This is a genomic window from Lysobacter soli, assembly GCF_003382285.1.
Taxonomy (GTDB): Bacteria; Pseudomonadota; Gammaproteobacteria; order Xanthomonadales; family Xanthomonadaceae; genus Lysobacter_J; species Lysobacter_J soli.
Map to the genome: position 1 here is coordinate 70,763 of NZ_QTJR01000011.1, position 25,357 is coordinate 96,119.

Here is a 25,357-nt window from a genome sequence, read left to right on the forward strand (position 1 = left end):
CTCCCGAACCCTCCGCGAGCGGACCGCATGCCCACGCCCATCAGCTTCGAGTTCTATCCGCCCAAGACCGACGAGCAGCGCGCGCAACTGGACAAGACCGCGGCGAAGTTGAAATCGCAAAAGCCCGAGTACGTGTCGTGCACGTTCGGCGCGGGCGGTTCGACGCTGAGCTACACGCCGGAAACGGTCGAGCGCCTGCATCGCGAACATGGGCTGGACGCGGCGCCGCATCTGTCGTGCGTCGGCGGCACACGCGAGGAGCTCGGCGAACTGCTCGAGCGCTACAAGGCGATGGGCTGCCGGCGCATCGTCGCGCTGCGCGGCGACCTGCCCTCGGGCATGGGCCACACCGGGGATTTCCGCTACGCGACCGAGCTGGTGGAGTTCATCCGCCGCGAGCACGACGGCTATTTCCACATCGAAGTCGGCTGCTATCCCGAGTGCCATCCGCAATCCGACGACGCGCTCGCCGACCTGCGCCACTTCAAGGCGAAGGTGGATGCCGGCGCGGACGGCGCGATCACGCAGTATTTCTACAACGCCGACGCGTATTTCCGTTTCGTCGACGACGCACGCAAGCTCGGTGTCGACATTCCGATCGTGCCGGGCATCATGCCGATCTCGAACTTCTCGCAGCTTCGTCGCTTCTCCGATGCGTGCGGCGCGGAGATCCCGCGCTGGATCGGCAAGCGCATGCAGGCCTACGGCGACGACGTCGAAGCGATCCGCGATTTCGCCGCCGACTTCGTTGCCGACATGTGCCGGCGCCTGATCGACGGCGGCGCACCGGGCCTGCATTTCTACACGCTGAACCTGACCAAACCGACCCTGTCGGTACTCGCGCGGATTCGCTGAATCCGCGGGAAAACGCGGGAATCTCACACGCGACATTGACGGTTCCGGGCGGACGATGAGCGCACCCGCTCCCCCCGGGAACCGACATGACCACGTTCCACCACCGCGCGCGCATCAATCGCGCGCTGCGCCATCGCATGACACGCGCGATGGCCGCCTGGAGTCCGGTGTTGCTGCTGTTGTGCGCACTCGCCCCCGCGCACGCAGCAGGCGGCCTTCATCGCTGCGAAGCGCCCGACGGCTCGGCCGTCTATACCGACAGCGCGTGCGCCGCATTCGATGCGAAGCCCGCGCCGATGTCGACCGAACTGCTGAACCGCCTTGCGATGGACGACGCGGTGTTCAATGCGGACTCGTCGCGTGCGCGATCGCTGTCGACCGCGATCCGCGTGCGTCGCGCGCCGCAGGCCGGATGCGCGCGCAGCCCCGGGCAACTGTCGATGGACCTGCTGGCCTCCTTCGCCATGGGCGACGTGAACCGCATCGCCGAAAGCGTGCACTGGCCCGGCCTGCGCCACCGCCAGGCGCAGGTCGTGATGAACCGGCTGATGCAGCTCGCGCGCACGTCGCTGGTCGACGCCAGCTTCTGGCCGGGACTGGCTGATGGAAGCGGCGGCGCGATGCAGCTGACCTTCGATCGCCCGCAACGCGTGATGGAAGTCGGCGTGGAGCGTTACGCCGGTTGCTATTTCGTGCGCTTCTGAACGCCGGCGCCGGGACTGCGATGCACGCACTGTCTGCGGGCGCGCCGTCCCGCTAGGCTGCGCCGATGCACGCCCCGTACTTTCGCTCGATCGCCGCACTCTCCGCGTTTGTCCTGCTCGCCTGGTGCGCGCCGGCCGCGGCCGACGTCCGCCACTGCGTGTTGCCCGACGGGCAGAGCGTGTTCACCGATCGCGGATGCGCGGAAGTCGGCGGCGTCGAACAGACGGAGCAGCGCCCGGTCGTGGGCAATGTCGAAAAGAAGCGCGCGCCCGGCTGCGCCCGCAACATCGACGACCTGCTGTTCGAGATGAACACCGCCTTCAGCGCGCACGACGCGAACCGGCTGGCCGGCGTCTACCACTGGACCGGCATGTCGGGCAGCACGGCCTACAACGTGATGGAACGGCTCGATGCGATCGTCCAGCGGCCGCTGGTGGACATCGTTCCGGTAATGCCGGAGGAGGTCGCACCGGTCGTCGACGACCCGCCGCCCTACCCCGCCTTCACCGACGTCGAGGCGTCGCCCGCCGCCCCCGAGGCGCCCGCCGCGCCACCGCGTCCGCGCACGCCCGTCGCGGTGCGTGTCGAGCAGACGCAGGAAAACGGGATCACCCCGTCGCGGACCGTGTTCGGGCTGCAGAAGCACTTCGGCTGCTGGTGGATCAAGGGCTGAGCGGCCCGGACCGGCAAGCCCGGCGGTTTGGGAAGCGGGGGCGCCGCGAGGCACAATAGCGGTTTCCCCTGACGGACGGCCGCGATGCAATACCCCGACTGGATCTGGCACAACGGCGCGATCAAGCGCTGGGCCGAGGCCACCACGCACGTGATGTCGCACGCGCTGCACTACGGTTCGTCCGTCTTCGAGGGCATCCGCTGCTACCAGACGCCCAACGGCCCGGTGATCTTCCGCCTGACCGACCACAACACGCGCCTGTTCGCCTCGGCCAAGATCTACGACATGGCGATGCCGTACTCGCTGGAGCAGATCAACGCGGCCTGCCGCGAAGTGCTCAAGGCCAACGAGAACACCACCGACTACCTGCGTCCCGTCGCGTACCGCGGCCTGGGCGGTTTCGGGCTGTCGGCCGACACGCCGACCGACGTCGCCGTCGCCACGTGGAAGATGGGCCAGTACCTGGGCGCGAGCGTGCTCGAACAGGGCATCGACGCCTGCGTGTCGAGCTGGCAGCGCTTCGCCCCGAACACGTTGCCGGCCGGTGCCAAGGCGGGCGGCAATTACCTGTCCGGCCAGCTGGTCGCGCGCGAGGCGCGTCGCCTCGGCTTCGGCGAAGGCATCGCCCTCGCGTCCACCGGCCTGCTGTCGGAAGGCGCTGGCGAAAACCTATTCCTCGTCTTCGATGGCGCGCTGCACACCACGCCGGTGAGCGCGGCGCTGCTCAACGGCATCACGCGCAACACGATCATCACCCTCGCCCGCGACGCCGGCATCGAAGTGATCGAACGCGACCTGCCGCGCGAATACCTGTACCTGTGCGACGAGCTCTTCATGTGCGGCACCGCGGCGGAAATCACGCCGATCCGCTCGGTCGACGGCCGCCAGGTCGGCGCCGGCAAGCCGGGTTCGGTGACGCGCCGCATCCAGGAGCTGTTCTTCGGCCTGTTCGACGGCAAGACGCCGGACAAGTACGGCTGGCTGGAGGCGGTGTAAGCGCTCCGGCTTCCGCTCACGAAAAAGGCGCCGCAAGGCGCCTTTTTTGTTTCGTGCGGCTTGCAGGCCTTATGCCTTGCCGATCGAAAGCACGGGCGCATCGAACGTGAGCGTCGCGATGACGCCGCGCGGCTTGCCCGGGCGTACCTGCACTTCCCACGAGTACAGCGTGCACAGGCGTCGCACGATCGACAGGCCGATGCCGCCGCCCTGCGAATGCCCGGCGTGCGTGCCGCGATAGCCGCGCTGGAAGAGTTTCGCCGCATCTTCCTCGCTGAGCCCGGGTCCGGAATCGACCACGTCCACCGAACGCTTGCCGATGCGCACTTCGACCTCGCCTTCGGTCGTGTACTTCACCGCGTTGCCGATGAGATTGCCCAGCGCGACCGACACCGCCGCTTCCGGCGCATCGACGATCAAGCTCGGCTCGCCGACGACGCGAAGCTCCATGGGCTTGCCGCCAAGCTGCGCGCGGTGCGCGTCGAGCAATTGTTCGGCGACCTTCGCCACGTCCGTCGCGCCGTGGCCGCGCTCGTTGCGCGAGAGCAGCAGCAGCGCGCTGATCAGGTCCGTGCATTGCTGTTCGGCGCGCTGGATGCGCTGAAGGCGACTGCGCGTCTTCTCGTCGACGTCGGGCCGCGACAGCAGCAATTCGACCGCGCCCTTGATCACCGCCAGCGGCGTGCGCAGTTCGTGGCTCACGTCGGCGTTGAACTCGCGGTCGCGCTGCACCACTTCGGTCAGGCGTTCGGCGTAATCGTCCAGCGCTTCGGCGAGCTGACCGACTTCGTCGCTCGGGAAATGCGAGGCCAAGCCTTCGGGCTCGGCGCTGCGGCCGGACTGCTTGAGCCGGTTCGCCAGTTCGGTCACCGGGCTCATCACGCGCGAGGCCGACCACCAGCCGACCAGCAACGACAGCAGGGTGAAGAGGAACACCGCGGCCCAGATCGCCCGCTGGAACTGCGCCTCGCCGCGCGTCGCCTGCGACATGTCGTAGGCGAGGAAGAACCACGCCTTCGGCGTCTTGCGCACGGCGAGCTTGTACGCGAACGGCTCGCCGTTGGCGACGCCGGTCATGCCGTAGATGCCGTCGCGCAGTTCGTACCACTCCGGCCAGTTCACGCGCACCGAATCGATCTTGTCGATCGGATAGACGTAGGCGCGGATCTGGTCGACGGCGAACTGCGGATTCTCCGGATCCAGTTCGAACTGGCGCGCGGCCATTTCGATGTTCCGGTTCATCACGTCCTCGACCAGCTGGTTCTCCACGCGGTTTCGCGTCCAGTTGGTCGCCCACGCGAACATCGCCGTCAGGCCGAAGCCCAGCAGCACGAAGGCCAGGATGATTCGACTGCGAAGCTGCCGCCGGTAGCGCGTTCGCCTGCGCGGCGGCGTGGGCTCCTGCGGGGACGCTTCGGCCATCCGGTCAGCCGTTGTCGGGGGCGGCGATGCGGTAACCGATGCCATGGCGGGTCTGGATCAGCGGCACGTCGAAGGGCTTGTCGACCACGGCGCGCAGGCCATGGATGTGCACGCGCAGGCTGTCCGAATCGGGAAGCTCCTCGCCCCACACGCGTGTTTCGAGTTCCTGGCGCGTGACTACGGCCGGCGAGGCTTCCATCAGCGCCTGCAGGATCTTCAGCGCGGTCGGGTTGAGCTGCAGCAGCTTGCCCTGGCGACGGACTTCGAGCGTGTCGAGGTTGTATTCCAGGTCAGCGACGTTGAGCACGCGCGTCTGCACGCCGCGCCCGCGGCGCGAGAGTGCGTTGAGGCGCACTTCCACTTCCTGCAGCGCGAAGGGCTTGATGAGGTAGTCGTCGGCGCCGGAATCGAAGCCGGCTAGCTTGTTCTCCAGCGAATCGCGCGCGGTGAGCATCAGCACCGGCGTCTGCTTGCGCGCTTCGTTGCGCAGCTTGCGGCAGACCTCCAGGCCGTCGAGGCCCGGAAGGTTGAGGTCGAGGACGATCGCGTCGAAGTCGTGGACCACGGCCAGGTGCAGGCCGGTGACGCCGTCGGCGGCGAAGTCGACGGTGTGGCCGCGGTCCTCGAGAAAGTCGCCGAGGTTCGCCGCGATGTCCTGGTTGTCTTCGATGACGAGAATGCGCATGTGACCTTTCCTGGGTAATGGGCCTTCGACCGGCGTGCGCCGCGGCAGTTCCGGAAGTGCGAGAACTGAATGCGCGCGCGATGGCGTTGCCGGGGAGCTTAACGATTCTGCCAGAGCCGCTGGAGTGCGCCGATCACCGCGCGCTGACGTCGCAACGCACGTTTGCCATGACGCGAAACGAAGCCTCGGACGGAGAGCAGCCAAAACAAAGGCCCAGACACGGGGCCACCGTGCCTGGGCCAAAAAGGTATTGCCCCGATTACCGTAACCTGCATCGACCTGTTGCTGACGAGGAAGAGCGGCAGTGCTGCGGTAGGGACAGGCTACGCCGATTTCGATTAAAGGGTCGTTAAAAACGCCCGTTAAATCGATGTTATTCAGCTCCGAAAATAGCCGCTGAACCCGCCCCAATCGCCGAAGTTCGCCGAACGTGCCGTCATTCGCCGCGAACACCGGACTCAGCGGGCGGCGGCCCGTTTCGCGGCTTTCCGCCGGACGCGCTCGGCCAGGTAGGTGACGATCTCGCCGGCCACGTCCACGCCGCTGGCCTCCTCGATGCCCTCCAGTCCCGGCGATGCATTGACCTCCAGCACCAGCGGACCGCGCTTGGAGCGGATGAGATCCACGCCGGCGATGCCGAGGCCAAGCACGCGTGCGGCGCGGATCGCGACATCTTCTTCCGCCGCACTCGCGCTGACGCCCTTGGCGGTGCCGCCGCGATGCAGGTTCGAACGGAAGTCGCCCTTCGGCGCCTGCCGCTTCATCGCCGCCACCACGCGACCGCCCACGACGAAGCAGCGCAGGTCGGCGCCGCGCGCTTCCTCGATGAACTCCTGCACCAGGAAATTCGCGTACAGGCCGCGCAGTGCTTCGATCACGCCTTGCGACGCCGAGGGCTTCTCGGTGAGCATGACGCCCGCTCCCTGCGTGCCTTCGTTGAGTTTGATGACGTGCGGCGGCGCGCCGAGCATCGACAGCAGGTCGTGCGTGTCGTCGGGGTTGTCGCCGAAGACCGTGGTTGGCAGGCCGATGCGCTCGGCCGCGAGCAGCTGGTGGCAGCGAAGCTTGTCGCGCGCGCGCAACACGGCGTCGGACGAATTGGGCGTAAGCGTGCCCATCAGTTCGAACTGCCGCAGCACCGCCGAGCCGTAGCGCGTGATCGACGCACCGATGCGCGGGATCACCGCCTGGTAGCCGGAAATCGGCTTGCCCTTGTAGCGCATGCTGAATCCGTCGCTGGCGATGCGCATGTAGCAGCGCAGCGGGTCGAGCACGCGCACGCTATGGCCCTGGTCGCGCGAGGCTTCCACCAGGCGGCGCGTCGAATACAGTTTGCTGTTGCGCGAGAGGATCGCCAGTTTCATGAAGGGCGGCGGTGTGGGGGCTGAGTGGGAAAGGGAAGCGCCTCGCCGGGAGCGGCGGGACGCGAGATGACACCCGGCTCGCGCCGGCTGAGCCGGCCGTGCAGGAAGGATCGTCCCGGATCGACCGTGAAGGCACGTGCGAGCGCGGTACGGCCGAGCAGCATCGGGAACAGCATCCCGCGCCGATCGGACAGATTGATTTCAATCTCGCGCTCGATGCCGGCCACCGCCAGCGTCGTGCGCACGAACACGCGGCGCGTGCAGTGGCCGCCCGAATCGGTGACTTCGCGTTCGTCGAACACCGGAGCCGCCGCTTCGATCACGCGCGCGCCGTGCCCGGGACTCAGGCAGAAACCCACCCACGGACTACCGCGTTCGGTGAACCGCCACTGCGTGTCGACGTGGAGCGCGGAGCTGCGCGCGCCGCTGTCCACCTTCGCCCGCAACCGTTCGATACCCAGTTCCGGCAGGGCTATCCACTCACGCCAGCCGAGCACGATCTTGCTTGCCATCGCGCCTCCAGGACCTCGCCTGAAAGACAAAAACGGCGGCCACTGTAAAGCAGGCCGCCGTCGCAATTGTTTGGAGCGGGTGATGGGAATCGAACCCACGCTAGCAGCTTGGGAAGCTGCAGTTCTACCATTGAACTACACCCGCGTCGCGATGAAGTCTATGCCTCCGCACGGAGGCTTGGCAACGCGGCGCCGGGACTTCCCCGCGGCGCCGCGTGCCGGTTCAGCGTGTCGTCGTCGACTTAGAAGCCGCCGCCGAAGCTGACGAACAGCGTCGCGTCGTTGCCGCCCTTCTGGCCGACCGTGACGTTGGCGCCGATGTCGGTGCGCAGGCCGAACAGCTCCGTGCGCGCGCCCATCACCAGCGTGCCGTAGTCCTGGTCGTATTCCAGGCCGCGAACCGCGTACGCGCCGACGCCCGGCAGCGAACGCAGCGAGGCGGTGGCTTCCTTCGGGGCATCCTCGAACTCGTGGTCGTAGGTCAGCTTGGCGTACGGCTGCAGGTGCTCGTTGATCGCGTAGTTGACCTGCCAGCCGAGGCTGCCGATCAGCGAATCGAATTCCTGGTCGCCGAAGGAAAGCGCGGTGGACTCGTTGCTGTTCTCGTCGAAGCCGTCGACTTCGATCGTCTGCGACACCAGCTGCATCACCGGGCCGTGCTTGAGCGAGCCTTCGCCGAAGTTCCAGCCGGCCGCGAACGCGGCGGTCAGGTTCGTGCCGTCGGCCGAGCCGCTGTGCACGCGCGAGGTCGGACCGAGGTTCACGCGACGGTCGATGTCGTAGGAGACCCAGGTGTAGCTCAGCTGGCCGTTGATCCACGCCGAACCGGCCGACCACGCGAGGTAACCGCCGAGGGTCGCGTCGTCCTGGTCGAACTGGCCGCGATTGAGGCCCCAGTCCATCTTCTGCTGGCCCCAGCCGGCGAAACCGCCGTAGACGAGGTTGCCGCTGGCCCAGTCGAGGCCGGCGGTCAGCGTCGGGCCGAAACCGTCGTAGTTGTCGCCGCCGCCGTAGCGCTGCGAATCGCCGCGCACGTCGGCCCACCAGCGCATGCCGTCGCCCTCGGGACGCGTGGCCGCCTGCGCACCGACGCGTTCGGCACGTGCGCGACCGACCATCGCTTCGCTATGCGGCAGCACGGCGATCTGGCGCGGCGCTTCGAGCAGTGACAGCGCGTAGTCGGCGACGATCTCGTGGGCACGCGACGAGGGATGCACGCCGTCGGCGAAGACGTAGGTGTTCGCCGCATCCGGCGAGACCATGCTGCCCGGCGTCACCGGGTTGCAGGTGATCGACTGCGCGGTGATCTGCGGATTGCAGGCCGTGCCGGTGGTGTTGGTGAAGCCGTACGGCGCCGGGTTGGCGACGATTTCCTGCAGCAGGTGGAAGGTGTCGACCGGGATGAAGCGCGCGCCGGCGGACGCCAGGCCCGCGTACAGACCGTTGTTGTAGCCCGTCGCCAGCGCCGTGCCGGCGGCCGCGCCCGCAGCGCCCTGCGCGCGGAACTGCGGCGTGATGCCGAGGTCAGGCACGTTCGGCACGAGGATGTACTGTGCGCCGGCGTTCTGCAGCGTCATGACGTTGGTGACCTGGCCGGTGACCGCCGCGCCGACGATCGCCTGCGCCGACGCCGGAGCGGCGGCCGCGGCGAACAGGTCGTTCGCGCCGCCCCACACGGTGTAGAGCGCATTCGGATCCGCGGCCCCGCCGTTGGCGGCGAGATAGCGCGTGATCTGCGAACGCACGGAAAGCGTCGGCAGCTGCGCGGTCAGGCCGGCGCGGTCGGTGCTGACCATCGCGCCGCCGATGGCGTAGTTGGTGCCGCCGGCGTTGAACGGGCTGGCGTTGGTGCCCAGCTCCGTCGCCAGCTGTTCGGACCACACCAGGCCCGGGTTGGTCGTGAACTTGCCCAGCAGCGCGCCGGCCGAGCCGGCCTGGGCGATGATCGCCGGGCGGAAGTAACCCGCGTCCGTCAGGCTGTCGCCGAAGAACACGGTCTGCGAATAGTCCTGCGCGAAAGCCGGCGCGGTCGCCAACGCAAGGGCCGCGGCGAGCACGGAGCGGACGGGTTTGGTCATCTTCGATTCCTTGGTGGATGAGCTTTGATGGACGTGCGGTGACGCCGTGGGAGGCGGATCCGGGAGTACATACGCCCGCGGATGGCGGCATCGAACCACGCGGCGTGAACGCACTCACGCCGCACTGCGTCAAAAACCGTGCCGACTGGCCCGCCACTGCGGCGAGCGGCGACAATACGCGAATGCAGATCCAATTGAACGGCGAGCCGCGCGCGATCGCGGCGCAGACCACCGTGCTCCAGCTCGTGCAGGCCGAGGGCCTGGGCGAGCGCCGCGTCGCTGTGGAGGTCAACGGCGAAATCGTGCCGCGTGGGCGGCATGGCGAACACGCGCTCAGCGATGGGGATCGGGTGGAGATCGTGCACGCCCTTGGGGGCGGGTGAGGCCGCGCGCTTGCGAACCACCGGTTCGCGCGCGGCCGAACGACCGTCCATGGATGGACGGGCCGGGCGATCCGAAGCCATGGCGTCGCCATGGGTGCCTGCGATGCCCACGCAGAACGCGGTGCTTCTCCCGCGCACCAGCACGCCGGGCTGCCATCACCCCGGCTGCTAAACTAGCGAAATGACCGCCCCGCACTCCCCCCAGTTTCCGGCCGAACCGCTGGTGATCGCCGGCAAGGCCTACGCGTCGCGCCTGCTCACCGGCACCGGCAAGTTCACCGACCTCGAGCAGACCCGCCTGGCCACCGAAGCCGCCGGCGCGCAGATCGTCACCGTCGCGATCCGCCGCAGCAACATCGGCCAGAACCCCGGCGAGCCGAACCTGCTCGACGTCCTCCCGCCCGATCGCTACACGATCCTTCCCAACACCGCCGGCTGCTACACCGCCGACGACGCGGTGCGCACCTGCCGCCTCGCGCGCGAACTGCTCGATGGCCACACGCTGGTGAAGCTGGAAGTGCTCGGCGACCAGAAGACGCTCTACCCCGACGTCGTGCAGACGTTGGCCGCCGCCGAGCTGCTGGTGAAGGACGGCTTCGACGTCATGGTCTACACCTCCGACGATCCGATCCTTGCCAAGCGCCTGGAAGAGATCGGCTGCGTCGCGGTGATGCCACTGGCCGCGCCGATCGGCTCGGGCCTGGGCGTGCAGAACAAGTACAACCTGCTGGAGATCGTCGAGAACGCCAGGGTGCCGATCATCGTCGACGCCGGCGTGGGTACGGCGTCCGATGCGGCCATCGCGATGGAGCTCGGTTGCGACGGCGTGCTGATGAACACCGCGATCGCCGGCGCGAAGGATCCGGTGCTGATGGCTCACGCGATGAAGCTCGCCGTCGATGCCGGTCGCGCCGCGTTCAAGGCCGGCCGCATCCCGCGCAAGCGCTTTGCTTCGGCGTCGAGCCCGGTCGACGGACTCATCGGGTGATGAGCGACACCCCCAAGGGCAAGCTTCCGCCCAAGCCCTTCACCCTCGAGGAAGGCCGTCGCCAGGTTCGCAGTTTCGTGCTGCGCCAGGGCCGCTTCACCGAAGCGCAGCAGCGCGCGTTCGACACGCTGTGGCCGCGCTACGGCCTCGACTACACCGGCACACCGCGCGATTTCGACGCCGCCTTCGGCCGCAACGCGCCGCGCGTGCTGGAGATCGGTTTCGGCAACGGCGAGGCGCTCCGCTTTGCCGCACAGCACGACCACGCGCGCGACCTGATCGGCATCGAGGTGCACGCGCCCGGTGTCGGCCGCCTGCTCAACGCGCTCGCGCAGGACGAAGCGCAGCACGTGCGCCTGTACCACCACGACGCCGTGGAAGTGCTGCGCAACGAGATCGCCGACGGCGCGCTCGACGAGATCCGCATCTACTTCCCCGATCCCTGGCACAAGAAGCGGCACAACAAGCGCCGGCTGGTGCAGCCGGAGTTCGCAAACCTGCTCGTGGCCAAACTGGCGCCGGGCGGCCGCTTGCACCTCGCCACCGATTGGCAGGACTATGCCGAGCAGATGTGGGACGTGCTTGATGCCACGCCCGGCCTGGTGAATCGCGCCGGTCCGCGCGGCAGCGTCGAGCGGCCGCAGTGGCGACCGCAAACGCATTTCGAAACCCGCGGCCAGAAACTCGGCCACGGCGTGTGGGATCTGCTGTACGACAGAAGCCGGGATTCGTGATTCGGGATTCGAGATTGGAAACCGCCCGCCACCATAGCTGCGTCCACGCCGGCAACGCTGCAGGCCCGAATGCCTGCCTTTGCGAATCCCCAATCCCGAATATCCAAACCCGCGCCTGATGGACACCGCGCTGACGCTCACCACCGACATGAAGCTCGTGCTCGGGCTGGTGGGCTTCACGATGGTGATGTTCCTCTTCGAACGCATCCGCGCCGACGTCGTCGCGCTCGTGGTGCTCGTACTGCTGGGCCTGTCGGGCCTGGTCGAACCGGACGAGCTGTTCAACGGTTTTTCCGGTAACGCGGTGATCAGCATCGTGGCGACGATGATCCTCGGCGCCGGCCTGGATCGCACCGGCGCGCTGAACCGCCTCGCCGGCTGGCTGCTGCGCCGCGCGAAAGGCATGGAGAGCCGACTGCTGCTGCTCACCAGCGGCGTGGCCGGCATCAATTCCTCGATCATGCAGAACCCGTCGGTGATGGCGCTCTACATGCCGGTCGCCGCGCGGTTGTCCTCGCGCACGGGCATCGCGCTGCCGCGCCTGCTGCTGCCGCTCGCCGCGGCGATCGTGATGGGCGGCGCGCTGACGATGGTCGGCAACTCGCCGCTCATCCTGCTCAATGACCTGCTGATCGCGGCCAACAGCAACCTGCCCTCGGGTGCGGCGACGCTGGAACCGCTGAAGATGTTCGCGCCGCTGCCCATCGGCATCGCGCTGCTCGCCGCGTCGCTGGCGTACTTCCACTTCTTCGGCGACAAGCGCCTGCGTCACGACGACGACGGCACCGGCGCGACGCCCGCGCGCACGCAGAGTTATTTCGCGAAGGCCTACGGCATCGACGGCGACGTGTACGAACTTACCGTCACCGCCGACAGCCCGCTGGTGGGCATGTCGCTGGGCGAAGCCGAAGCGCTGCACCACGCGCCGCTGCTGCTGGCGCTGAAGAGCGATGGCGAAGCGCGCCTGGCGCCGGCGGCGGACACGCGCATCTGGGTCGGCAGCGTGCTCGGCGCGATGGGCCCGAAGCAGCAGGTGAGCGACTTCGCGCAGAACCATTTCCTGCGCCTGTCCTCGCGCCTGCGCAACTTCGGCGACCTGTTCAATCCCAGCCGCGCGGGCATTTCCGAAGCGGTGGTGCCGGCCACGTCCAAGTTCATCGGCAAGAACGGCCGCGACCTGCAGCTGCGCAAGCAGATGGGCCTGAGCCTGCTGGCCATCAACCGCGACAAGGCCGTGCTGCGCGAAAACGTGCGCGACGTGAACCTGCGCGCCGGCGACATGCTGGTCTTCCACAGCATCTGGACCGACCTGCACGAAGCGGCCGCGAGCAAGGACCTCGTGGTCGTGACCGACTACCCCAAGGGCGAGCAGCGCCCGCACAAGTTCAAGATCGCGATGGCGATCTTCGCCGTGTCGATGCTGCTGGCGCTGTCCTCGCGACTGCCGGTGTCCATCGCGCTGATGACCGGCGTGGCCGGCATGCTCATCGCCGGCGTGATCCACATCGACGAGGCGTACGCCGCGATCAACTGGAAGACCGTCTTCCTGATGGCGTGCCTGATTCCACTGGGCTGGGCGATGGATTCCAGCGGCGCGGCGGCGTGGGTCGCCGGCCACACCATCGAGCGATTACCCACCGGCACGCCGGTGTGGCTGCTGGAAATCCTGGTTGGGTTGTTCACCACCTTGTTCTCGCTGGTGATCAGCCACGTCGGCGCGACGATCGTCACCGTGCCGCTGGCGATCAACCTCGCGCTGGCCGCGGGCGGCAACCCGACGGCGTTCGCGCTGATCGTCGCGCTGTCGGCATCGAACAACTTCATGACCGCGTCCAACCCGGTCATCTCGATGATCACCGGCCCTGCCGGCTACAGCGGCAAGGAACTGTGGAAGATCGGCGGCCCGCTCTCGCTGATATACACCGTCGTCGCCGTGGCGATGGTGAATCTGCTGTATTGATCGATTCGGGATTCGGCAACAGCGTTCGCGATCCGTCATCCCGGCGAAAGCAGCCCAGGCACTTCTCAAGCGAGAAGCGATCTTCCGACCACCACCGCCCACAGCGCGAGCACGGCGAGGAAGTTCACCATGAACACCAGTCCTCGCAGCCGCACATTGGCCGTGCAGATCTGCACCACGCTATGCAGCACGCGACCTGCGATGAAGATCCACGCGAGCATCTGCGGCAGCGGGCCGATGTCGCGGGCGACGATCAGCAGCACGCACGCGACATGGAAGAACAGCGGCCACTCGAACTGGTTCGACAGATTGGCGCTGATGCGCGGTTCGAGCTTCGCCCACGGATTGCCGCCGTCGGGGCGCCGCCCGATGCCCCACACGGCCGGCGCGCGGGCGATGGTCAGCAGCACGTAAAGGAAGGCGGCCCACGCGACGTGGGCGGCCATTGGAACGATCAGCGGGTTCGGCATGGGGCCTCGCTGCGGCTTTACGACCGGGTCACATCACGACGGCGAAGTTGAACCGCTCCGCGTCCGGCTGCGAGCGCACGAACGCGATCACGCCGGCAAGCTCTTCCACGACGGTCGCGTGCTGGTCGCTCAGCAGGCCGAAGCGGGGCTTGGTCTCGCGGATGTGCGCGTGCAATCCCTCCAGCATCGCCAGCGCATCGGCGCGCGCAAGCCAGGCACCGTCGGCGGCCATCACCTCGTTGGTCGAGGTCATGCCAGCCGGCAACTCAAGATCCTGGAGGTTGTAGCGCATGTCGGTCTCGTCGCAGGCGGCCATGAACGACGGCAGCCGCAACGACTTTGAGATCGCATCGAGTTTCTTCGCGTGCCGGTACAGCGCCGCGCGATCCTCCTGATCGGAACACACCTCACCGCCGACCAGGCAATTGGCCCACAACACCGTGCTCATGTCGTCCCCTGTGGTTTTCAAGATGCGGCGCAGCCGCGTTGCAAAAGCTCAGTCGCCCAGCCAGACCGCGCCGTCGCGCACCGTCACTCCGATCGCGCGCAACGATTCCCCGCGACACGGCCCGGCGACGCATTCGCCACCGGTCAATTCGAAGCTCGCCCCATGCGCGGCACATACCAGATGGCCGTCCTTGCTCTTGAGGAACTGGCCCGGCGCCCAGTCGAGGCGGCGACCCGCGTGCGGGCAGATGTTGAGCCAAGCCCGGACGTGATCGCCGTCACGATACACAATCAGGCTTTCCGCATCGCCGTCGACGACTGCCTCGACCTCGGCGAAAGCCCCGTCGGGCAAGCGTTCCAGCCTCACGAGCGGCTCCGCTGAACGGTCGACATCGTGTGAAATGCTTAACGAAGTTCTCACACCCTCGCTCATGGCTGGCCCGATACTCGCCTCCCCGGCGCTTGTTGCCGCATTGTGTCACGACGCAATCCGATGTTTGCCCAGACCTTCCGCTTCGGTACCTCCCACTTCCATTCGCGCGTGCGTTCGGCGTTCGAGCCGCGCAAGCCGCGCCATCGCCTGCTGCGTTTCGCGCTCGGCGTCGTCGGCCTGGGCGTGCTCGCGGTGCTGGTTGCGTTCTCGGTGGCGCTGGGCGCGGCGATGATCGCCGCCGGCATGCTCTACAAGCTGTGGAAGCAGCGCGGCAAGCGCCTTGCGCGTTCGCAGCAGGACGCGCGCATCGTCGAAGGCGAATTCCGCGTCGTCGGCCAGCCGGCGATCGAACAGCCCCGCTCGCACACCACCCTCTAAGGGCCCGCATGAGCGACGTGATCGCGGCCCTGCCGCAGCCGCGCGTTCCGGTCCGCGGGACGGACCAGACTTTCCCCGTACACCGCATCTACTGCGTCGGTCGCAATTTCGCCGACCACGCACGCGAGATGGGCGCCGCCGTTCCGGCGTCGCCCGCCGACCGCGGCACGCCGGTGTTCTTCCTCAAGCCGGCCGACGCGATCGCGCTGCAGTCCGAAGTGCCCTACCCGCCCGGCACGCAGGACCTGCACCACGAGGTCGAACTGGTCGTCGCGCTCGGCAGGGACGCGCCCGCAGGCGTGCTCGATCCTGCCGACGCGATGAACCTCGTCTACGGCTACGCCGTCGGCCTGGACCTGACGCGTCGCGACCTGCAGGGCAACGCCAAGGCCAAGGGCCTGCCGTGGGACACCGGCAAGGCGTTCGACCATGCCGCGCCGATCAGCGCGATCGTGCCGGCCACCGATGTCGGTGAACTCGGCGCCCGCCGCATCCGCCTTTCGATCAACGACCAGGTGAAACAGGACGGATCGCTCGCCGACCTCATCTGGACGGTGCCCGACATCCTGCACGAGTTGTCGAAGCTGTATGCCCTTCGCGCCGGCGACCTGATCTTCATGGGCACGCCAGCCGGCGTCGGTCCGCTGCAGCCGGGCGACCGCTTCCACGCCGCCATCGAAGGCATCGCCGAACATTCCGGGACGATCGTCACCGGTCGGACGGTATAGTCCGAAGCCGCGCGGCGCGCGCCGCCGCCTAACGTCAACGCTGGAGAACACGACGCCATGGGCCTGATCACCGAGTTCAAGGAATTCATCTCACGCGGCAACGTGGTCGACCTGGCCGTCGGTGTCGTGATCGGTGCAGCCTTCGGCAAGATCGTCACCGCGCTGGTGGACGGCATCGTGATGCCGGCGATCGGCGCGTTCACCAAGGGCGTGAGCGTCAGCGACTGGAAGTACGTGATCAAGCCGGCGCAGCTGGATTCGGCCGGCAAGGAAGTCGCGACCGAGCTGGCGATCCGCTACGGCATGTTCGTGCAGACGATCATCGACTTCCTGCTGATCGCGCTGGTGATCTTCCTGATCCTCAAGGCGTACAACCGCGTGCGCGCACCCGCCGCCGCAGCTGCCATCCCGGAAGAGGTGCTGCTGCTTCGCGAGATCCGCGACGAGTTGAAGAACAAGCCGGGGCCTTGAGCCCCTGAAACCGCGGAGCTTTGAGCCCCTCTCCCCACGGGAGAGGGGTTGGGGTGAGGGGCAACGAAGCTGGCGCGACAAACCGCCCGTGCCGCACAGCGCTGCGGCGTTGCTTCGTCAGATCCGCTAGATCTCGTCAGATCCGCCATATGAAGCCAGATGGCTTCCAGCTTTCGCTGGAATGATGGTGATGTCGGGCACCGGCATCGGAGTGCCCATACGTTCCGGGCCTGGGTCCCGGCCTTCGCCGGGATGACGATGATGTTGGGCACCGACGCCAGAGTGCCCATACGCCCCAGGCCTGGGCCCCGGCCTCCGCCGGCATGACGGGTGATTTTTCTTGCAGCCACACCCGGCAAACCGCCCCGCATCGCCGCGTGACTGACGACACCCTGCCCACCCGGCGCGAGTTGCTACGCTCGCGGTTTCGTCGTCCTTTCGACGCCGTCTTCCAGGGGAGTTGTTCGATGCGCGCAATGCTGTCGGTGGCGATCGCCACCTGTCTGTTCGCCGCCGCCGCAAGCGGTCACGCAGCCGAGCGCGAGACGCGCATTCCCGACAAGGCCATCGCCACCGCCGCGCAGCTGCGCGAAACCGCGCTGAAGAGCGACCTGGGCTACCGCATCACCGAATCGCTCACCACCGAAGTCGGCCCGCGCCTGGCCGGCAGCGAAGCCGACGCGCGCGCCGTCGCGTGGGCGGTGGCCAAGTTCAAGGAACTGGGCTTCGACAAGGTCTGGACCGAACCGGTCACGTTTCCGAAGTGGGAACGCCGCAGCGAGTCGGCGCATGTCGTCGGCGCGAACGCACAGCCGCTGCACCTGACCGCGCTCGGCGGCAGCCCCGCGGGCAACGTCGAAGGCGAAGTCGTGCGCTTCGCCGACCTCGCCGCGCTGGAAGCCGCGCCGGCCGGTTCGCTCGCCGGCAAGATCGCCTTCATCGACTACAGGATGGAACGCGCGCGCGACGGCGCCGGCTACGGCCCGGGCTCGCGCGTGCGCAGCAAGGGCCCGTCGGCGGCGATCCGCGCCGGCGCGATCGGCTACCTGATGCGCTCGGCCGGTACCGATTCGCATCGCAATCCGCACACCGGCATCACCCGTTTCGATGAGGGCCTCAAGCCGATTCCCTCCGCCGCGCTCGCGGTGCCCGACGCCGACCAGCTCGGCCGCCTGCTCGCGCTCGGCAAGCCGGTGAAGGTGAAGCTCGCGCTGGATTGCGGCTGGGATGGCACGTACACCTCGCAGAATGTGATCGGCGAGATCCGCGGGTCGAAGAAGCCGGACGAAGTCGTCGTGATCGGCGGCCACCTGGACTCGTGGGACCTCGGCACCGGCGCGATCGACGATGGCGCCGGCGTCGGCCTGACGATGGCGGCGGGCAAGCTCATCGGCGACCTCAAGCAGCATCCTGCCCGCACGATTCGCGTGGTCGCGTTCGCCAACGAGGAACAGGGCCTGTACGGCGGCAAGGCCTACGCCGACGCGCACATGAAGGACGTCGCCAAGCACCAGATCGGTGCCGAAAGCGACTTCGGCGCCGGTCGCATCTACGCCTATTCCAGCTCCGCGCCGGAGCATGCGAAGGCGGCCGACGCGCAGATCGCGCAGGCGCTCGCGCCGCTGGGCATCGAATACGTGCCCGGCCAGGGCGGCCCGGGGCCGGACGTCGGTCCGTCGGCCGAGAAGGGCATGGCGTGGGCGCGCCTGGCGCAGGACGGCACCGATTACTTCGATCTTCACCACACCCCGGACGACACGTTCGATAAGATCGACCCGCAGGCGCTGGCGCAGAACGTCGCGGCCTACGCGGTCTTCGCCTACCTGGCGGCCTCCGCGGACGGCGACTTCGGCAGCGGCACGCCCCCGCAGAAACCCGCAACTCCCCCGGCAGCAAAGAAGTAGTCCGAAGAAATGGCGCAGCGGTACGACGAGAAGGTTGATACCGCGGTCGATCCCATCACCGGGCTCCACCGCCTCGGCGCCAACGGACCCAGCCTGGCGACCGCCATCGCGGTCGCCGGCGCGACGCGACGACGCATCGCGCTGCTGCACATCGACGTGGACATGTTCCGCTCGATCAACACCAACATGGGCACGGCGACCGGCGACCAGGCACTGGCCGCCATCGCCCAGCGCCTGCGCCGCGCGGTGCCGCGCGATGGCTGGATCTGGCGCCTGACCAGCGACGAGTTCGTCATCGGCATCGGCTACCGCGAAGGCGAACTCGACGGCGCCGGCCTCGCGGAACGTCTGCGCGACGCCTTCGAAACGCCGCTGTCGATCCCGCCGTACACGCTGCCGGTGACGCTCTCCATCGGCATCGCCGTCTTCCCCGACCACGCACCCAACGCCGCGACGCTGCTGTCCAAGGCCGAGGAAGCGCTGCGTCGCGTGAAGCAGGACGGCCTGAACAACGTCGGCCTGTATTCGGCGGCGTCGGAGGATCGCGGCGCGCCCAACGACGGCTTCGCGCAGCGGTTCATCGAAGCGCTCGATCGCGGCGAGTTCCGCCTGTACTACCAGCCGCAGGTCGCCGCGCACGACGGCAGCGTCACCGGTTTCGCCGCGTTGCTGCGCTGGCAGACCGATCGCGGGCTGCTGCGCCCCAGCCAGTTCCTCGAGCCGATCAATCGCGTCGGCCTCGCCGCGCGCCTCGGCGCGTGGGTCGTGGAATCGGCAATCGCGCAGCTCGCGCAATGGCGCGCCGAAGGCCTGGATTACCTGTCGATGTCGGTGCACCTGTCCGGCCCGCTGCTGGTGCAGCGCGACTGCCTGGACCGCATAGGCGAGCTGCTGCATCGCTACGGACTGCCCGGCAACGCGCTGGAGTTCGAGATTCCCGAAAGCGTACTGGTCACCGACAGCCATCGGGTGCACGACACGCTCGCCGGCCTGCGCGCGATGGGCGCGACGCTCACCGTGCAGGACTTCGGCCTGGGCGGGCTGTCCTTCGCCGCGCTCGGCCAGTACCCGCTGGACCGCATCAAGATCGACCGCAGCTTCATCCGCAACGTCGCCAGCGATCCGCGCAGCGCCGCGATCGTGCGCGGCATCATCGCGATGGGCCACCAGCTGGGCATGAAGGTCATCGCCAAGGGCGTGGAAAGCGAGGCCGAACTCGGCTTCCTGCGCCGCAATCATTGCGATTTCTTCCAGGGCTATCTGTTCAGTCCGTCTGCTCCGGCGGACCAGCTCGGCGAAATGGTGAGCAAGCGCTTCCTGCTGCCGGGTGCGTTCGCCGCGACGCGGCCCGAACGCACGCTGCTGCTCCTGGACGACGAGGAAAACGTGCTGCGCTCGCTGGTGCGCCTGTTCCGCCGCGATGGCTACCAGATCCTCACCGCCAACAGCGTGCGCGAAGCGTTCGATCTGCTGGCGAGCAACACCGCGCAGGTGATCCTGTCCGACCAGCGCATGGCCGACATGAGCGGCACCGAATTCCTCACGCGTGTGCGCGACCTTTATCCCGACACCATCCGCATGGTGCTGTCGGGGTATACGGACCTGGCGACGATCACCGAGGCGATCAACCGCGGCGCGATCTACCGCTTCCTGACCAAGCCGTGGAACGACGAGGAACTGCGCGAGCACATCCTCGACGCCTTCCGCGCGCACGAACGACGCGCGGCTGGCGAATCGGTGTACTGACGCGTCACGATGCTTCGGCAGCCGCGGTGGCGGCTTCGTCTTCCTCGCGCTGCGCCTGCTGTTCCGACGAATCCCCCGCGTAGCGCATCACCCAGTCGACGAGACGCCGGTGGAAGTCCACGCGATGGCTCGGCCGCCCGCTGCCGGACAGGCCGTGGCTTCCACCGGGATACACGACCATGGTCGGCGCCTTTCGGGAAAGCCGCAGCAGGTTCGCATACAACTCCTCGGATTGCCCGAGCGGACAGCGCTGGTCGTCCTGGCCCTGCAGCATCAGCACGGCCGCATCGACGTGCGCGCTGTACTCGATGGGCGACAGGCGGTGATAGCGTTCGCGCGCTTCGTCGATCTCGCCGCCCATCGCGTAGGGCGTTACGTAGAACCCCGTGTCCGACGTTCCCGTGTGGGACTCGACGTCGCTGATCGGCGCACACACCACGGCCGCGCGGAACACGTCGCTGTTGCCGATGGCCCATGCGCTTAGGAAGCCGCCGTACGACTTGCCGGCGCAGGCGATGCGGTCGTCGATGAGGCCGTCCTTGCGCAGGCGGTCGAGGATGGCGAGGTACTGCGGCAGGTCGCGCTCGCCCCAGTGCCCGATCAGCCGTCGGGCGAACTCCGCCCCGTAGCTGGCCGAACCGACGGCGTTGGGCGCGACGATCATCCATCCGCGCGACACCAGTTCGTACCAGTAGACGTGGCTGGGGTAATCCACCAGCACCGTGCTCTGCGGCCCGCCGTGCATGTCGACCACGACGGGAAACGGGCCCTTTCCCGGCGGACGCAGCAACCACGCATCGATGCGTTCGGTTCCGCCTTCGCCATCGGGCACGTCGAACGCGCGAACCGTCACGCGCGGCGCCGCACGCTTGCGGATCCACGGACGGTTGAAACTGGTGTGGCGCTGCTGCGATCCGCCGTCCCAGTCGCAGCTGAACAGTTCTTCGGGCTTGCGCATCGTCGCGCACGAGAAGATGAGACGGCCGTTGCTTTCGCCCAGTTGCATCACGTGGCGCAGCCGGCGCGGGAAGTGATGCACGCGATTGTGCTCGCTGTCGATCACGCAGATTTCCTGCATGCCGCGGATCGACACGACGGTGGCGATGCGCACGCCGTCCTCGTGCCAGAAGAACTGGTCGCCTTCCAGGTGCAGGTCGTCGTTGCCGAGCTGGGTGAGCGTGCCGTCGGCTACGCGCAGCAACCACGGGTGATCCAGCGAATCGCCCGGCGTCGTGTTCCCGCCGAAGACCAGCCGACTCGAGTCGGGCGACCACTGCAGTCCCTGCACGGCCGCGAGCCTGGTGGTGACGCGACGTGCGTTGCCGCCATCAATGTCCGCCAGCCACAGGTCGGCGCGATGCCGTTGCTTTTCCTCGCGCGTGCGCACGAACGCCAGGCGCTTTCCATCGCGCGAACAGCAGGCTTCCTTCACGTCGAAGTCGCCGTGCGTGATCTGTGTTGCCTCCCCGCTGTCCGCATCGATGCGGAACACGTGCATGCGCTTGCCGACGGACGGGCCGCTGCCGTCGATCTTGTAGGGAAGATGCGTCACGACGAGCGGGCGCGTGCCATCGGCAAGGCTTGCATCGTCCTGCGCGTCTTCGGCCCAGGGCACGGACGCGCTCACCAGCAACGCGCTTCCATCGGGCGTCCAGCCGTGGATGATTTCCGGCGAGTGTTCGAGCGACGTCAGCCGACGCGCCTCGCCGCCGGACAGCGACAGCAGGTACACCTGCGTGCCCTGCTTCTGTTGCCGATTGGACAAGAACGCGAGCGTTTTTCCGTCGTGGGAAAGTCTTGGCGAGCGGGCGCTGGACTCGTTCGAGGTCAGCTCGCGCGGCGCGGCATCGCCCGACGTGTCCACGCACCATGCCGTGGAGCTGTAGCCGTCGCGTTTGCGCGAAGGCCGTGAACGTGCGAATACCGCGATCGAATGCCCCGGCGCGCCCTGCACCGAAAGCAGCGTGGAATGCAGGTACAGATCATCGACAGCGAATGGCTTCATCCGTGGTCCTTTGCTCCGAACAGCGAAGCGCCCGGAATCGTTCCGGGCGCCGTTGCCTGGCTAGTGGCATCACTCAGCGACGCTGGCTTCCACCGCGCTCTTCGTCGCGCTGGCTGCCGCCTCGGCCGCCGCCATCCTCGCGCTGACCGCCCTGCTGGCCGCCACCGCCCTGACCGCCACCCTGCTGGCCGCCACCACCCTGCTGGCCGCCCTGCTGACCGCCACCACCCTGCTGCCCGCCCTGCTGGCCGCCGCCACCCTGCTGGCCACCTTGCTGGCCGCCGCCACCCTGCTGGCCGCCCTGCTGACCACCGCCACCCTGCTGGCCGCCGCCCTGCTGGCCACCACCGCCCTGGCCCTGCATGCCGCCCTGTCCACCCTGGTTCTGGTTTTGGCCGCCCTGGTTCTGCTCACGCTGGTTGTTGTTAGCCATTACTGCATCTCCGATGTTCAGGCGGATTGCCTGACAACGTAGACAACGCAAGCGTCATGCCAGCGATTCTTCGCGCGATGCATACGCACCGCGGTCGCGTCCGCTACGCATTCAGTGTGCGCACGAAGTGTGCGCACGACGAAATACGTGTCGCGATGGCACATGGCAGGTCCAACGCCGGTGAAGAACGCAACGCGCGTGCGTCGCGGAACAATGTGCAAGCAGCGCGCAAGAGGTGCGGACTCGGCCGCAACACGCTTGCATTGCGCGTGACGATCGCGCGCGCATGCGGTCGTTCATGCGCTCACGCGTTCGTGATGGTACCTGCGCGTCGCGCGACGGAAAAAGAGAAGGCCGGCAATCGCCGGCCTTCTGCTCAACGCATTGCGATTGAATTCACCACTTGCAGGGCAGCACGTGCTCGGCTTCGTTCGATGCGCCCAGCGCGATGCGCGATACCGACATCTGCAGCTTGCCCTTGCTTTCCAGCACCAGCACCGAATCGAGCTTGCGCATGTCCGCGCCCGCCGTCGCCAGGCACTTCAGCGGCACGCCGAACGTCGTCCACTGCCCGGCAGGCAGCTTCGCCAACGCGTCGCGCGCGGGCAGGCTCGCAGGCTTGCAGCCGGCGCCGCAGGTCACGCCGACGGACACATCGCCTGCCGGCGCGGATTCCACGCGCGTGGTCAGCACGATCATCACTTCGCCGTTGGTTTCGCGCATGAGGTTCATCGGCTTGTCGGTGAGCAGCGTCGCCGTCGCGGCCTGCGCGCCGGACCAGTCGAGGCGCCGCGCGTCTTCCTGCGCTTCGTGGTCGACCGCGGTGACGGCGAGGCTGCCGTCGGGCAGCTTCGCCGGCAACGTCGTCACGTCGACGTTCTGCCCTGCCGCGTTGCTCAGGCGAAGACGCAGGCCATCGGCGAGCGTGCCGCGCGCGTAGAACGTGCCGGCTTCGGTCTGGCCGGGCTTCACGCCGGATTCCTCCGGCAGCGGCGCGAGATTGCCGTCGTCGGCATACGTCAGGCCGAAGCCGAACGCGAACTGCGGGTCGTAGTCCTTCTGCCCGACGTTGTTGGCGACCTGGATCGCCGTGCGCGGCCAGCTGAAACCGAGCTTGCCCTTGAAGTCGTTCTGCACGCTGCCATCGGCCTTGCGCAGGATCACGTCGGCGACGCCCGCGCCTTCCGAACCCGGCAGCCACGCGGCGACGAACGCGTCGCTCGCGTTGATCTCGCGATTCATCCACAACGGACGGCCGCTGAGGAACACCGACACCACCGGAATGCCCGCGGCCTTCAGGCGCTTGATCAGTTCGAGATCGGAATCGTCGCCCGGGCGATACATCAGGTTGGGGATATCGCCCTGGAACTCGGCGTACGGATCCTCGCCGAAGACGACGACGGCGACGTCCGGCTTCTCCGTGAACTTTCCGTCCACCGCCATCGTCGCTTCGCCGCCGGCGGCCTTGGCCTGCTGCGCGATGCCTTCGAAGATCGTGTCGGCGTTGGGGAAGTCCTCGCGCTTGCTGCCCGAACCCTGCCAGCTGTACGTCCAGCCGCCGACCTGCTTGGTCATGTCGTTCGCGCCGCTGCCGGCAACGAGGATGCGCTTGCGCGGATCCAGCGGCAGCACGCCGCCCTGGTTCTTCAACAGCACCAGCGATTCGCGCACGGCCTGTCGCGCGACCGCGCGATGCTCCGGCGCACCGAGCAGCTCGAACTTGCCGCCGACCGCACGCTGCGAAGGCTTGCCCGCTTCGAACAGCCCGAGGCGGAACTTCACGCGCAGGATGCGGCGCACCGCGTCGTCGAGGCGTTCCTGCGGAATCGTGCCGGCCTTCGCCGCGGCGAGTGCGGTGTCGTAGAAGCCCTTCCAGCTGTCCGGCGCCATCGCCATGTCGAGACCGGCGTTGATCGTCGCCGGGCAGTCGCTCGGCGTGCAGCCGTCGACCTGGCCGTGGCCGTTCCAGTCGCCGACGACGAAGCCGCCGAAATTCATGCGGCCCTTCAGCGCGTCGGTCAGGAAGGCCTTGTTGCCGTGCATCTTCACGCCGTTGACGCTGTTGAACGAAGCCATCACCGATTGCGCGCCGGCGGCGATCGCCGGCGGATAACCCGCCGCGTGGATGCGCACGAGGTCGGCTTCGCTGAGCTTCGTGTCGCCCTGGTCCTCGCCGTTGGCGGTGCCGCCGTCGCCGAGGAAATGCTTCACCGACGAGATCACATGGCGACCGTCGAGGAATTCCTTCGTGCCGACCTTGCCCTGCAGGCCTTCGACCATCGCGCCGGCGAAACTGGCGACGACCTCGGGCGATTCCGAATAGCCTTCGTACGAACGGCCCCAGCGATCGTCCTGCGGCACGGCGACGGTCGGCGCGAACGCCCATTCCATGCCGGTGGCGCGCGTTTCCAGCGCGGTGATCTCGCCGATGCGGCGCAGCAGTTCGGGATTGCGCGTGGCGCCCAGGCCGATGTTGTGCGGGAAGATCGTCGCGCCGACGATGTTGCTCTGCCCGTGCACGGCATCGATGCCGAACATCACCGGGATGCCCTTGCCGCCTTTCGACTTGTCGATCGACGCCTCGTAGAACGCGTCGGCGAGCGCGAGCCATTCGGCCGGCGTCGCGTTGTAGCGCCCGCCCGGATCGGAATTGCCGCCGGCCAGCACGGAGCCGAGGTGGTAGGTGCGCACGTCTTCGGGCGTGATGCTGCTGATGTCGCCCTGCACGATCTGGCCGACCTTTTCCTCGATCGTCATCGACGCCAGCAGATCGTTCACGCGCTTCTCCAGCGCGGGATCCTCGGGCAGCGGCCACTTCACTTCCGGCCACGGCGATGCGCCGGCCTGCGGCTGCGCGCCGGCCTGCGGCTTGTCGTCGCCCTTGCATGCGGCCAGCGCCAGCAACAGCGCCGACACCAGTACGCCACTTCCGATCCGACCGATGTTCCCTGCTTTCACCGTACCGCCTCCTGTGTGTCGTGCGATGT

At 67.8% G+C, this 25,357-nt stretch carries 24 protein-coding genes and 1 tRNA gene; 13 read left to right on the forward strand and 12 right to left on the reverse strand.

Translation table 11 applies throughout. From position 1 onward, the window contains the following. Window positions 1-27: 27 nt before the first annotated feature. From metF to DX912_RS14375, 4 genes are all read left to right on the forward strand, one after another. Complete coding sequence (gene metF / locus DX912_RS14360; RefSeq protein ID WP_115843461.1) at window positions 28-855, forward strand: methylenetetrahydrofolate reductase [NAD(P)H]; 828 nt, start codon at window positions 28-30, stop codon at window positions 853-855. Between the two features lie 86 nt (window positions 856-941). Further along, window positions 942-1,559 (forward strand): hypothetical protein, encoded by a 618-nt coding sequence (locus DX912_RS14365; protein WP_115843463.1) that lies wholly within the window; start codon window positions 942-944, stop codon window positions 1,557-1,559. Between the two features lie 65 nt (window positions 1,560-1,624). Continuing rightward, window positions 1,625-2,233, forward strand: coding sequence for a hypothetical protein (locus DX912_RS14370; protein WP_115843465.1), 609 nt, complete (start codon window positions 1,625-1,627; stop codon window positions 2,231-2,233). Between the two features lie 84 nt (window positions 2,234-2,317). Continuing rightward, window positions 2,318-3,229, forward strand: a complete 912-nt coding sequence (locus DX912_RS14375) for a branched-chain amino acid transaminase (RefSeq protein WP_115843467.1) — start codon at window positions 2,318-2,320, stop codon at window positions 3,227-3,229. A 69-nt stretch (window positions 3,230-3,298) separates the two neighbouring features. Here the strand turns inward: DX912_RS14375 and DX912_RS14380 are convergent, their stop codons facing one another. From DX912_RS14380 to DX912_RS14405, 6 genes are all read right to left on the reverse strand, one after another. Continuing rightward, the gene (locus DX912_RS14380; RefSeq protein WP_233433601.1) at window positions 3,299-4,651 is read right to left on the reverse strand and encodes a sensor histidine kinase; all 1,353 of its coding nucleotides are present in this window, start codon (window positions 4,649-4,651) and stop codon (window positions 3,299-3,301) included. A 4-nt stretch (window positions 4,652-4,655) separates the two neighbouring features. Continuing rightward, window positions 4,656-5,336 carry a response regulator transcription factor gene (locus tag DX912_RS14385; RefSeq protein WP_115843471.1) on the reverse strand — a complete coding sequence of 227 codons (681 nt, stop codon included), beginning with the start codon at window positions 5,334-5,336 and terminating at the stop codon, window positions 4,656-4,658. 458 nt (window positions 5,337-5,794) lie between these two features. Continuing rightward, entirely contained in the window at window positions 5,795-6,700 is a 906-nt protein-coding gene (gene rimK, locus DX912_RS14390) for a 30S ribosomal protein S6--L-glutamate ligase (RefSeq protein ID WP_115843473.1), read from the reverse strand. Then, the gene (locus DX912_RS14395; RefSeq protein ID WP_325050585.1) at window positions 6,697-7,311 is read right to left on the reverse strand and encodes an ATP-dependent zinc protease family protein; all 615 of its coding nucleotides are present in this window, start codon (window positions 7,309-7,311) and stop codon (window positions 6,697-6,699) included. The genes rimK and DX912_RS14395 overlap by 4 nt, the downstream gene beginning before the upstream one ends. Next, window positions 7,284-7,357 (reverse strand) — tRNA-Gly (locus DX912_RS14400). Before DX912_RS14400 ends, DX912_RS14395 begins: the two co-directional genes overlap by 28 nt. Window positions 7,358-7,454: 97 nt before the next feature. Then, window positions 7,455-9,290, reverse strand: coding sequence for an autotransporter domain-containing protein (locus DX912_RS14405; RefSeq protein WP_115843477.1), 1,836 nt, complete (start codon window positions 9,288-9,290; stop codon window positions 7,455-7,457). Between the two features lie 182 nt (window positions 9,291-9,472). Between DX912_RS14405 and thiS the strand changes: the two genes are divergently transcribed. The 4 genes from thiS (at window position 9,473) to DX912_RS14425 (ending at window position 13,355) form a co-directional block, all read left to right on the forward strand. After that, window positions 9,473-9,673 (forward strand): sulfur carrier protein ThiS, encoded by a 201-nt coding sequence (thiS, locus tag DX912_RS14410; RefSeq protein WP_115843562.1) that lies wholly within the window; start codon window positions 9,473-9,475, stop codon window positions 9,671-9,673. A 181-nt stretch (window positions 9,674-9,854) separates the two neighbouring features. Continuing rightward, window positions 9,855-10,661, forward strand: a complete 807-nt coding sequence (locus DX912_RS14415) for a thiazole synthase (protein WP_115843479.1) — start codon at window positions 9,855-9,857, stop codon at window positions 10,659-10,661. Continuing rightward, window positions 10,661-11,395 (forward strand): tRNA (guanosine(46)-N7)-methyltransferase TrmB, encoded by a 735-nt coding sequence (gene trmB / locus DX912_RS14420; RefSeq protein WP_115843481.1) that lies wholly within the window; start codon window positions 10,661-10,663, stop codon window positions 11,393-11,395. Before DX912_RS14415 ends, trmB begins: the two co-directional genes overlap by 1 nt. A 118-nt stretch (window positions 11,396-11,513) precedes the next feature. Next, window positions 11,514-13,355, forward strand: coding sequence for an SLC13 family permease (locus tag DX912_RS14425; RefSeq protein ID WP_115843483.1), 1,842 nt, complete (start codon window positions 11,514-11,516; stop codon window positions 13,353-13,355). A gap of 65 nt (window positions 13,356-13,420) precedes the next feature. Here the strand turns inward: DX912_RS14425 and DX912_RS14430 are convergent, their stop codons facing one another. From DX912_RS14430 to DX912_RS14440, 3 genes are read right to left on the reverse strand one after another with little or no spacing between them, the layout of a single operon-like run. Beyond that, window positions 13,421-13,801, reverse strand: coding sequence for an MAPEG family protein (locus tag DX912_RS14430; protein WP_220340812.1), 381 nt, complete (start codon window positions 13,799-13,801; stop codon window positions 13,421-13,423). A 52-nt stretch (window positions 13,802-13,853) separates the two neighbouring features. Continuing rightward, window positions 13,854-14,273 (reverse strand): hypothetical protein, encoded by a 420-nt coding sequence (locus DX912_RS14435; RefSeq protein WP_115843488.1) that lies wholly within the window; start codon window positions 14,271-14,273, stop codon window positions 13,854-13,856. 48 nt (window positions 14,274-14,321) lie between these two features. Further along, complete coding sequence (locus DX912_RS14440) at window positions 14,322-14,705, reverse strand: Rieske (2Fe-2S) protein (protein ID WP_115843490.1); 384 nt, start codon at window positions 14,703-14,705, stop codon at window positions 14,322-14,324. 60 nt (window positions 14,706-14,765) lie between these two features. On the opposite strand from DX912_RS14440, the gene DX912_RS14445 reads away from it, so the two are divergent. From DX912_RS14445 to DX912_RS14465, 5 genes are all read left to right on the forward strand, one after another. Then, window positions 14,766-15,083, forward strand: coding sequence for a hypothetical protein (locus DX912_RS14445; protein WP_115843492.1), 318 nt, complete (start codon window positions 14,766-14,768; stop codon window positions 15,081-15,083). Between the two features lie 8 nt (window positions 15,084-15,091). Continuing rightward, window positions 15,092-15,811 (forward strand): fumarylacetoacetate hydrolase family protein, encoded by a 720-nt coding sequence (locus tag DX912_RS14450; protein ID WP_115843495.1) that lies wholly within the window; start codon window positions 15,092-15,094, stop codon window positions 15,809-15,811. A 57-nt stretch (window positions 15,812-15,868) separates the two neighbouring features. Continuing rightward, a complete protein-coding gene (mscL, locus tag DX912_RS14455; protein ID WP_115843497.1) occupies window positions 15,869-16,282 on the forward strand; it encodes a large-conductance mechanosensitive channel protein MscL in 414 nt (137 codons plus the stop codon). A gap of 476 nt (window positions 16,283-16,758) precedes the next feature. Beyond that, window positions 16,759-18,186 carry a M28 family peptidase gene (locus tag DX912_RS14460; RefSeq protein ID WP_181902850.1) on the forward strand — a complete coding sequence of 476 codons (1,428 nt, stop codon included), beginning with the start codon at window positions 16,759-16,761 and terminating at the stop codon, window positions 18,184-18,186. 9 nt (window positions 18,187-18,195) lie between these two features. Beyond that, window positions 18,196-19,932, forward strand: coding sequence for an EAL domain-containing protein (locus tag DX912_RS14465; RefSeq protein ID WP_115843501.1), 1,737 nt, complete (start codon window positions 18,196-18,198; stop codon window positions 19,930-19,932). 4 nt (window positions 19,933-19,936) lie between these two features. Here the strand turns inward: DX912_RS14465 and DX912_RS14470 are convergent, their stop codons facing one another. The 3 genes from DX912_RS14470 to DX912_RS14480 all read right to left on the reverse strand — a co-directional run bounded on the left by DX912_RS14470 (window position 19,937) and on the right by DX912_RS14480 (window position 25,328). Continuing rightward, entirely contained in the window at window positions 19,937-21,937 is a 2,001-nt protein-coding gene (locus DX912_RS14470; protein WP_115843503.1) for a S9 family peptidase, read from the reverse strand. A 73-nt stretch (window positions 21,938-22,010) separates the two neighbouring features. Continuing rightward, entirely contained in the window at window positions 22,011-22,370 is a 360-nt protein-coding gene (locus DX912_RS14475; protein ID WP_181902846.1) for a hypothetical protein, read from the reverse strand. A 396-nt stretch (window positions 22,371-22,766) separates the two neighbouring features. Further along, complete coding sequence (locus DX912_RS14480) at window positions 22,767-25,328, reverse strand: glycoside hydrolase family 3 protein (protein WP_233433602.1); 2,562 nt, start codon at window positions 25,326-25,328, stop codon at window positions 22,767-22,769. Window positions 25,329-25,357: the final 29 nt, after the last annotated feature.

Coding starts and splice junctions, on each gene's coding strand:
- DX912_RS14450 (WP_115843495.1), top strand. CDS start 15,092: ATGAGCGACGTGATCGCGGCCCTGCCGCAGCCGCGCGTTCCGGTCCGC.
- mscL (WP_115843497.1), top strand. CDS start 15,869: ATGGGCCTGATCACCGAGTTCAAGGAATTCATCTCACGCGGCAACGTG.
- DX912_RS14370 (WP_115843465.1), top strand. CDS start 1,625: ATGCACGCCCCGTACTTTCGCTCGATCGCCGCACTCTCCGCGTTTGTC.
- DX912_RS14445 (WP_115843492.1), top strand. CDS start 14,766: ATGTTTGCCCAGACCTTCCGCTTCGGTACCTCCCACTTCCATTCGCGC.
- DX912_RS14440 (WP_115843490.1), bottom strand. CDS start 14,705: ATGAGCGAGGGTGTGAGAACTTCGTTAAGCATTTCACACGATGTCGAC.
- DX912_RS14405 (WP_115843477.1), bottom strand. CDS start 9,290: ATGACCAAACCCGTCCGCTCCGTGCTCGCCGCGGCCCTTGCGTTGGCG.
- DX912_RS14475 (WP_181902846.1), bottom strand. CDS start 22,370: ATGGCTAACAACAACCAGCGTGAGCAGAACCAGGGCGGCCAAAACCAG.
- DX912_RS14425 (WP_115843483.1), top strand. CDS start 11,514: ATGGACACCGCGCTGACGCTCACCACCGACATGAAGCTCGTGCTCGGG.
- DX912_RS14385 (WP_115843471.1), bottom strand. CDS start 5,336: ATGCGCATTCTCGTCATCGAAGACAACCAGGACATCGCGGCGAACCTC.
- DX912_RS14435 (WP_115843488.1), bottom strand. CDS start 14,273: ATGAGCACGGTGTTGTGGGCCAATTGCCTGGTCGGCGGTGAGGTGTGT.
- metF (WP_115843461.1), top strand. CDS start 28: ATGCCCACGCCCATCAGCTTCGAGTTCTATCCGCCCAAGACCGACGAG.
- trmB (WP_115843481.1), top strand. CDS start 10,661: ATGAGCGACACCCCCAAGGGCAAGCTTCCGCCCAAGCCCTTCACCCTC.
- DX912_RS14375 (WP_115843467.1), top strand. CDS start 2,318: ATGCAATACCCCGACTGGATCTGGCACAACGGCGCGATCAAGCGCTGG.
- rimK (WP_115843473.1), bottom strand. CDS start 6,700: ATGAAACTGGCGATCCTCTCGCGCAACAGCAAACTGTATTCGACGCGC.
- DX912_RS14470 (WP_115843503.1), bottom strand. CDS start 21,937: ATGAAGCCATTCGCTGTCGATGATCTGTACCTGCATTCCACGCTGCTT.
- DX912_RS14415 (WP_115843479.1), top strand. CDS start 9,855: ATGACCGCCCCGCACTCCCCCCAGTTTCCGGCCGAACCGCTGGTGATC.
- DX912_RS14465 (WP_115843501.1), top strand. CDS start 18,196: ATGGCGCAGCGGTACGACGAGAAGGTTGATACCGCGGTCGATCCCATC.
- DX912_RS14460 (WP_181902850.1), top strand. CDS start 16,759: ATGCTGTCGGTGGCGATCGCCACCTGTCTGTTCGCCGCCGCCGCAAGC.
- DX912_RS14430 (WP_220340812.1), bottom strand. CDS start 13,801: ATGGCCGCCCACGTCGCGTGGGCCGCCTTCCTTTACGTGCTGCTGACC.
- thiS (WP_115843562.1), top strand. CDS start 9,473: ATGCAGATCCAATTGAACGGCGAGCCGCGCGCGATCGCGGCGCAGACC.
- DX912_RS14365 (WP_115843463.1), top strand. CDS start 942: ATGACCACGTTCCACCACCGCGCGCGCATCAATCGCGCGCTGCGCCAT.
- DX912_RS14380 (WP_233433601.1), bottom strand. CDS start 4,651: ATGGCCGAAGCGTCCCCGCAGGAGCCCACGCCGCCGCGCAGGCGAACG.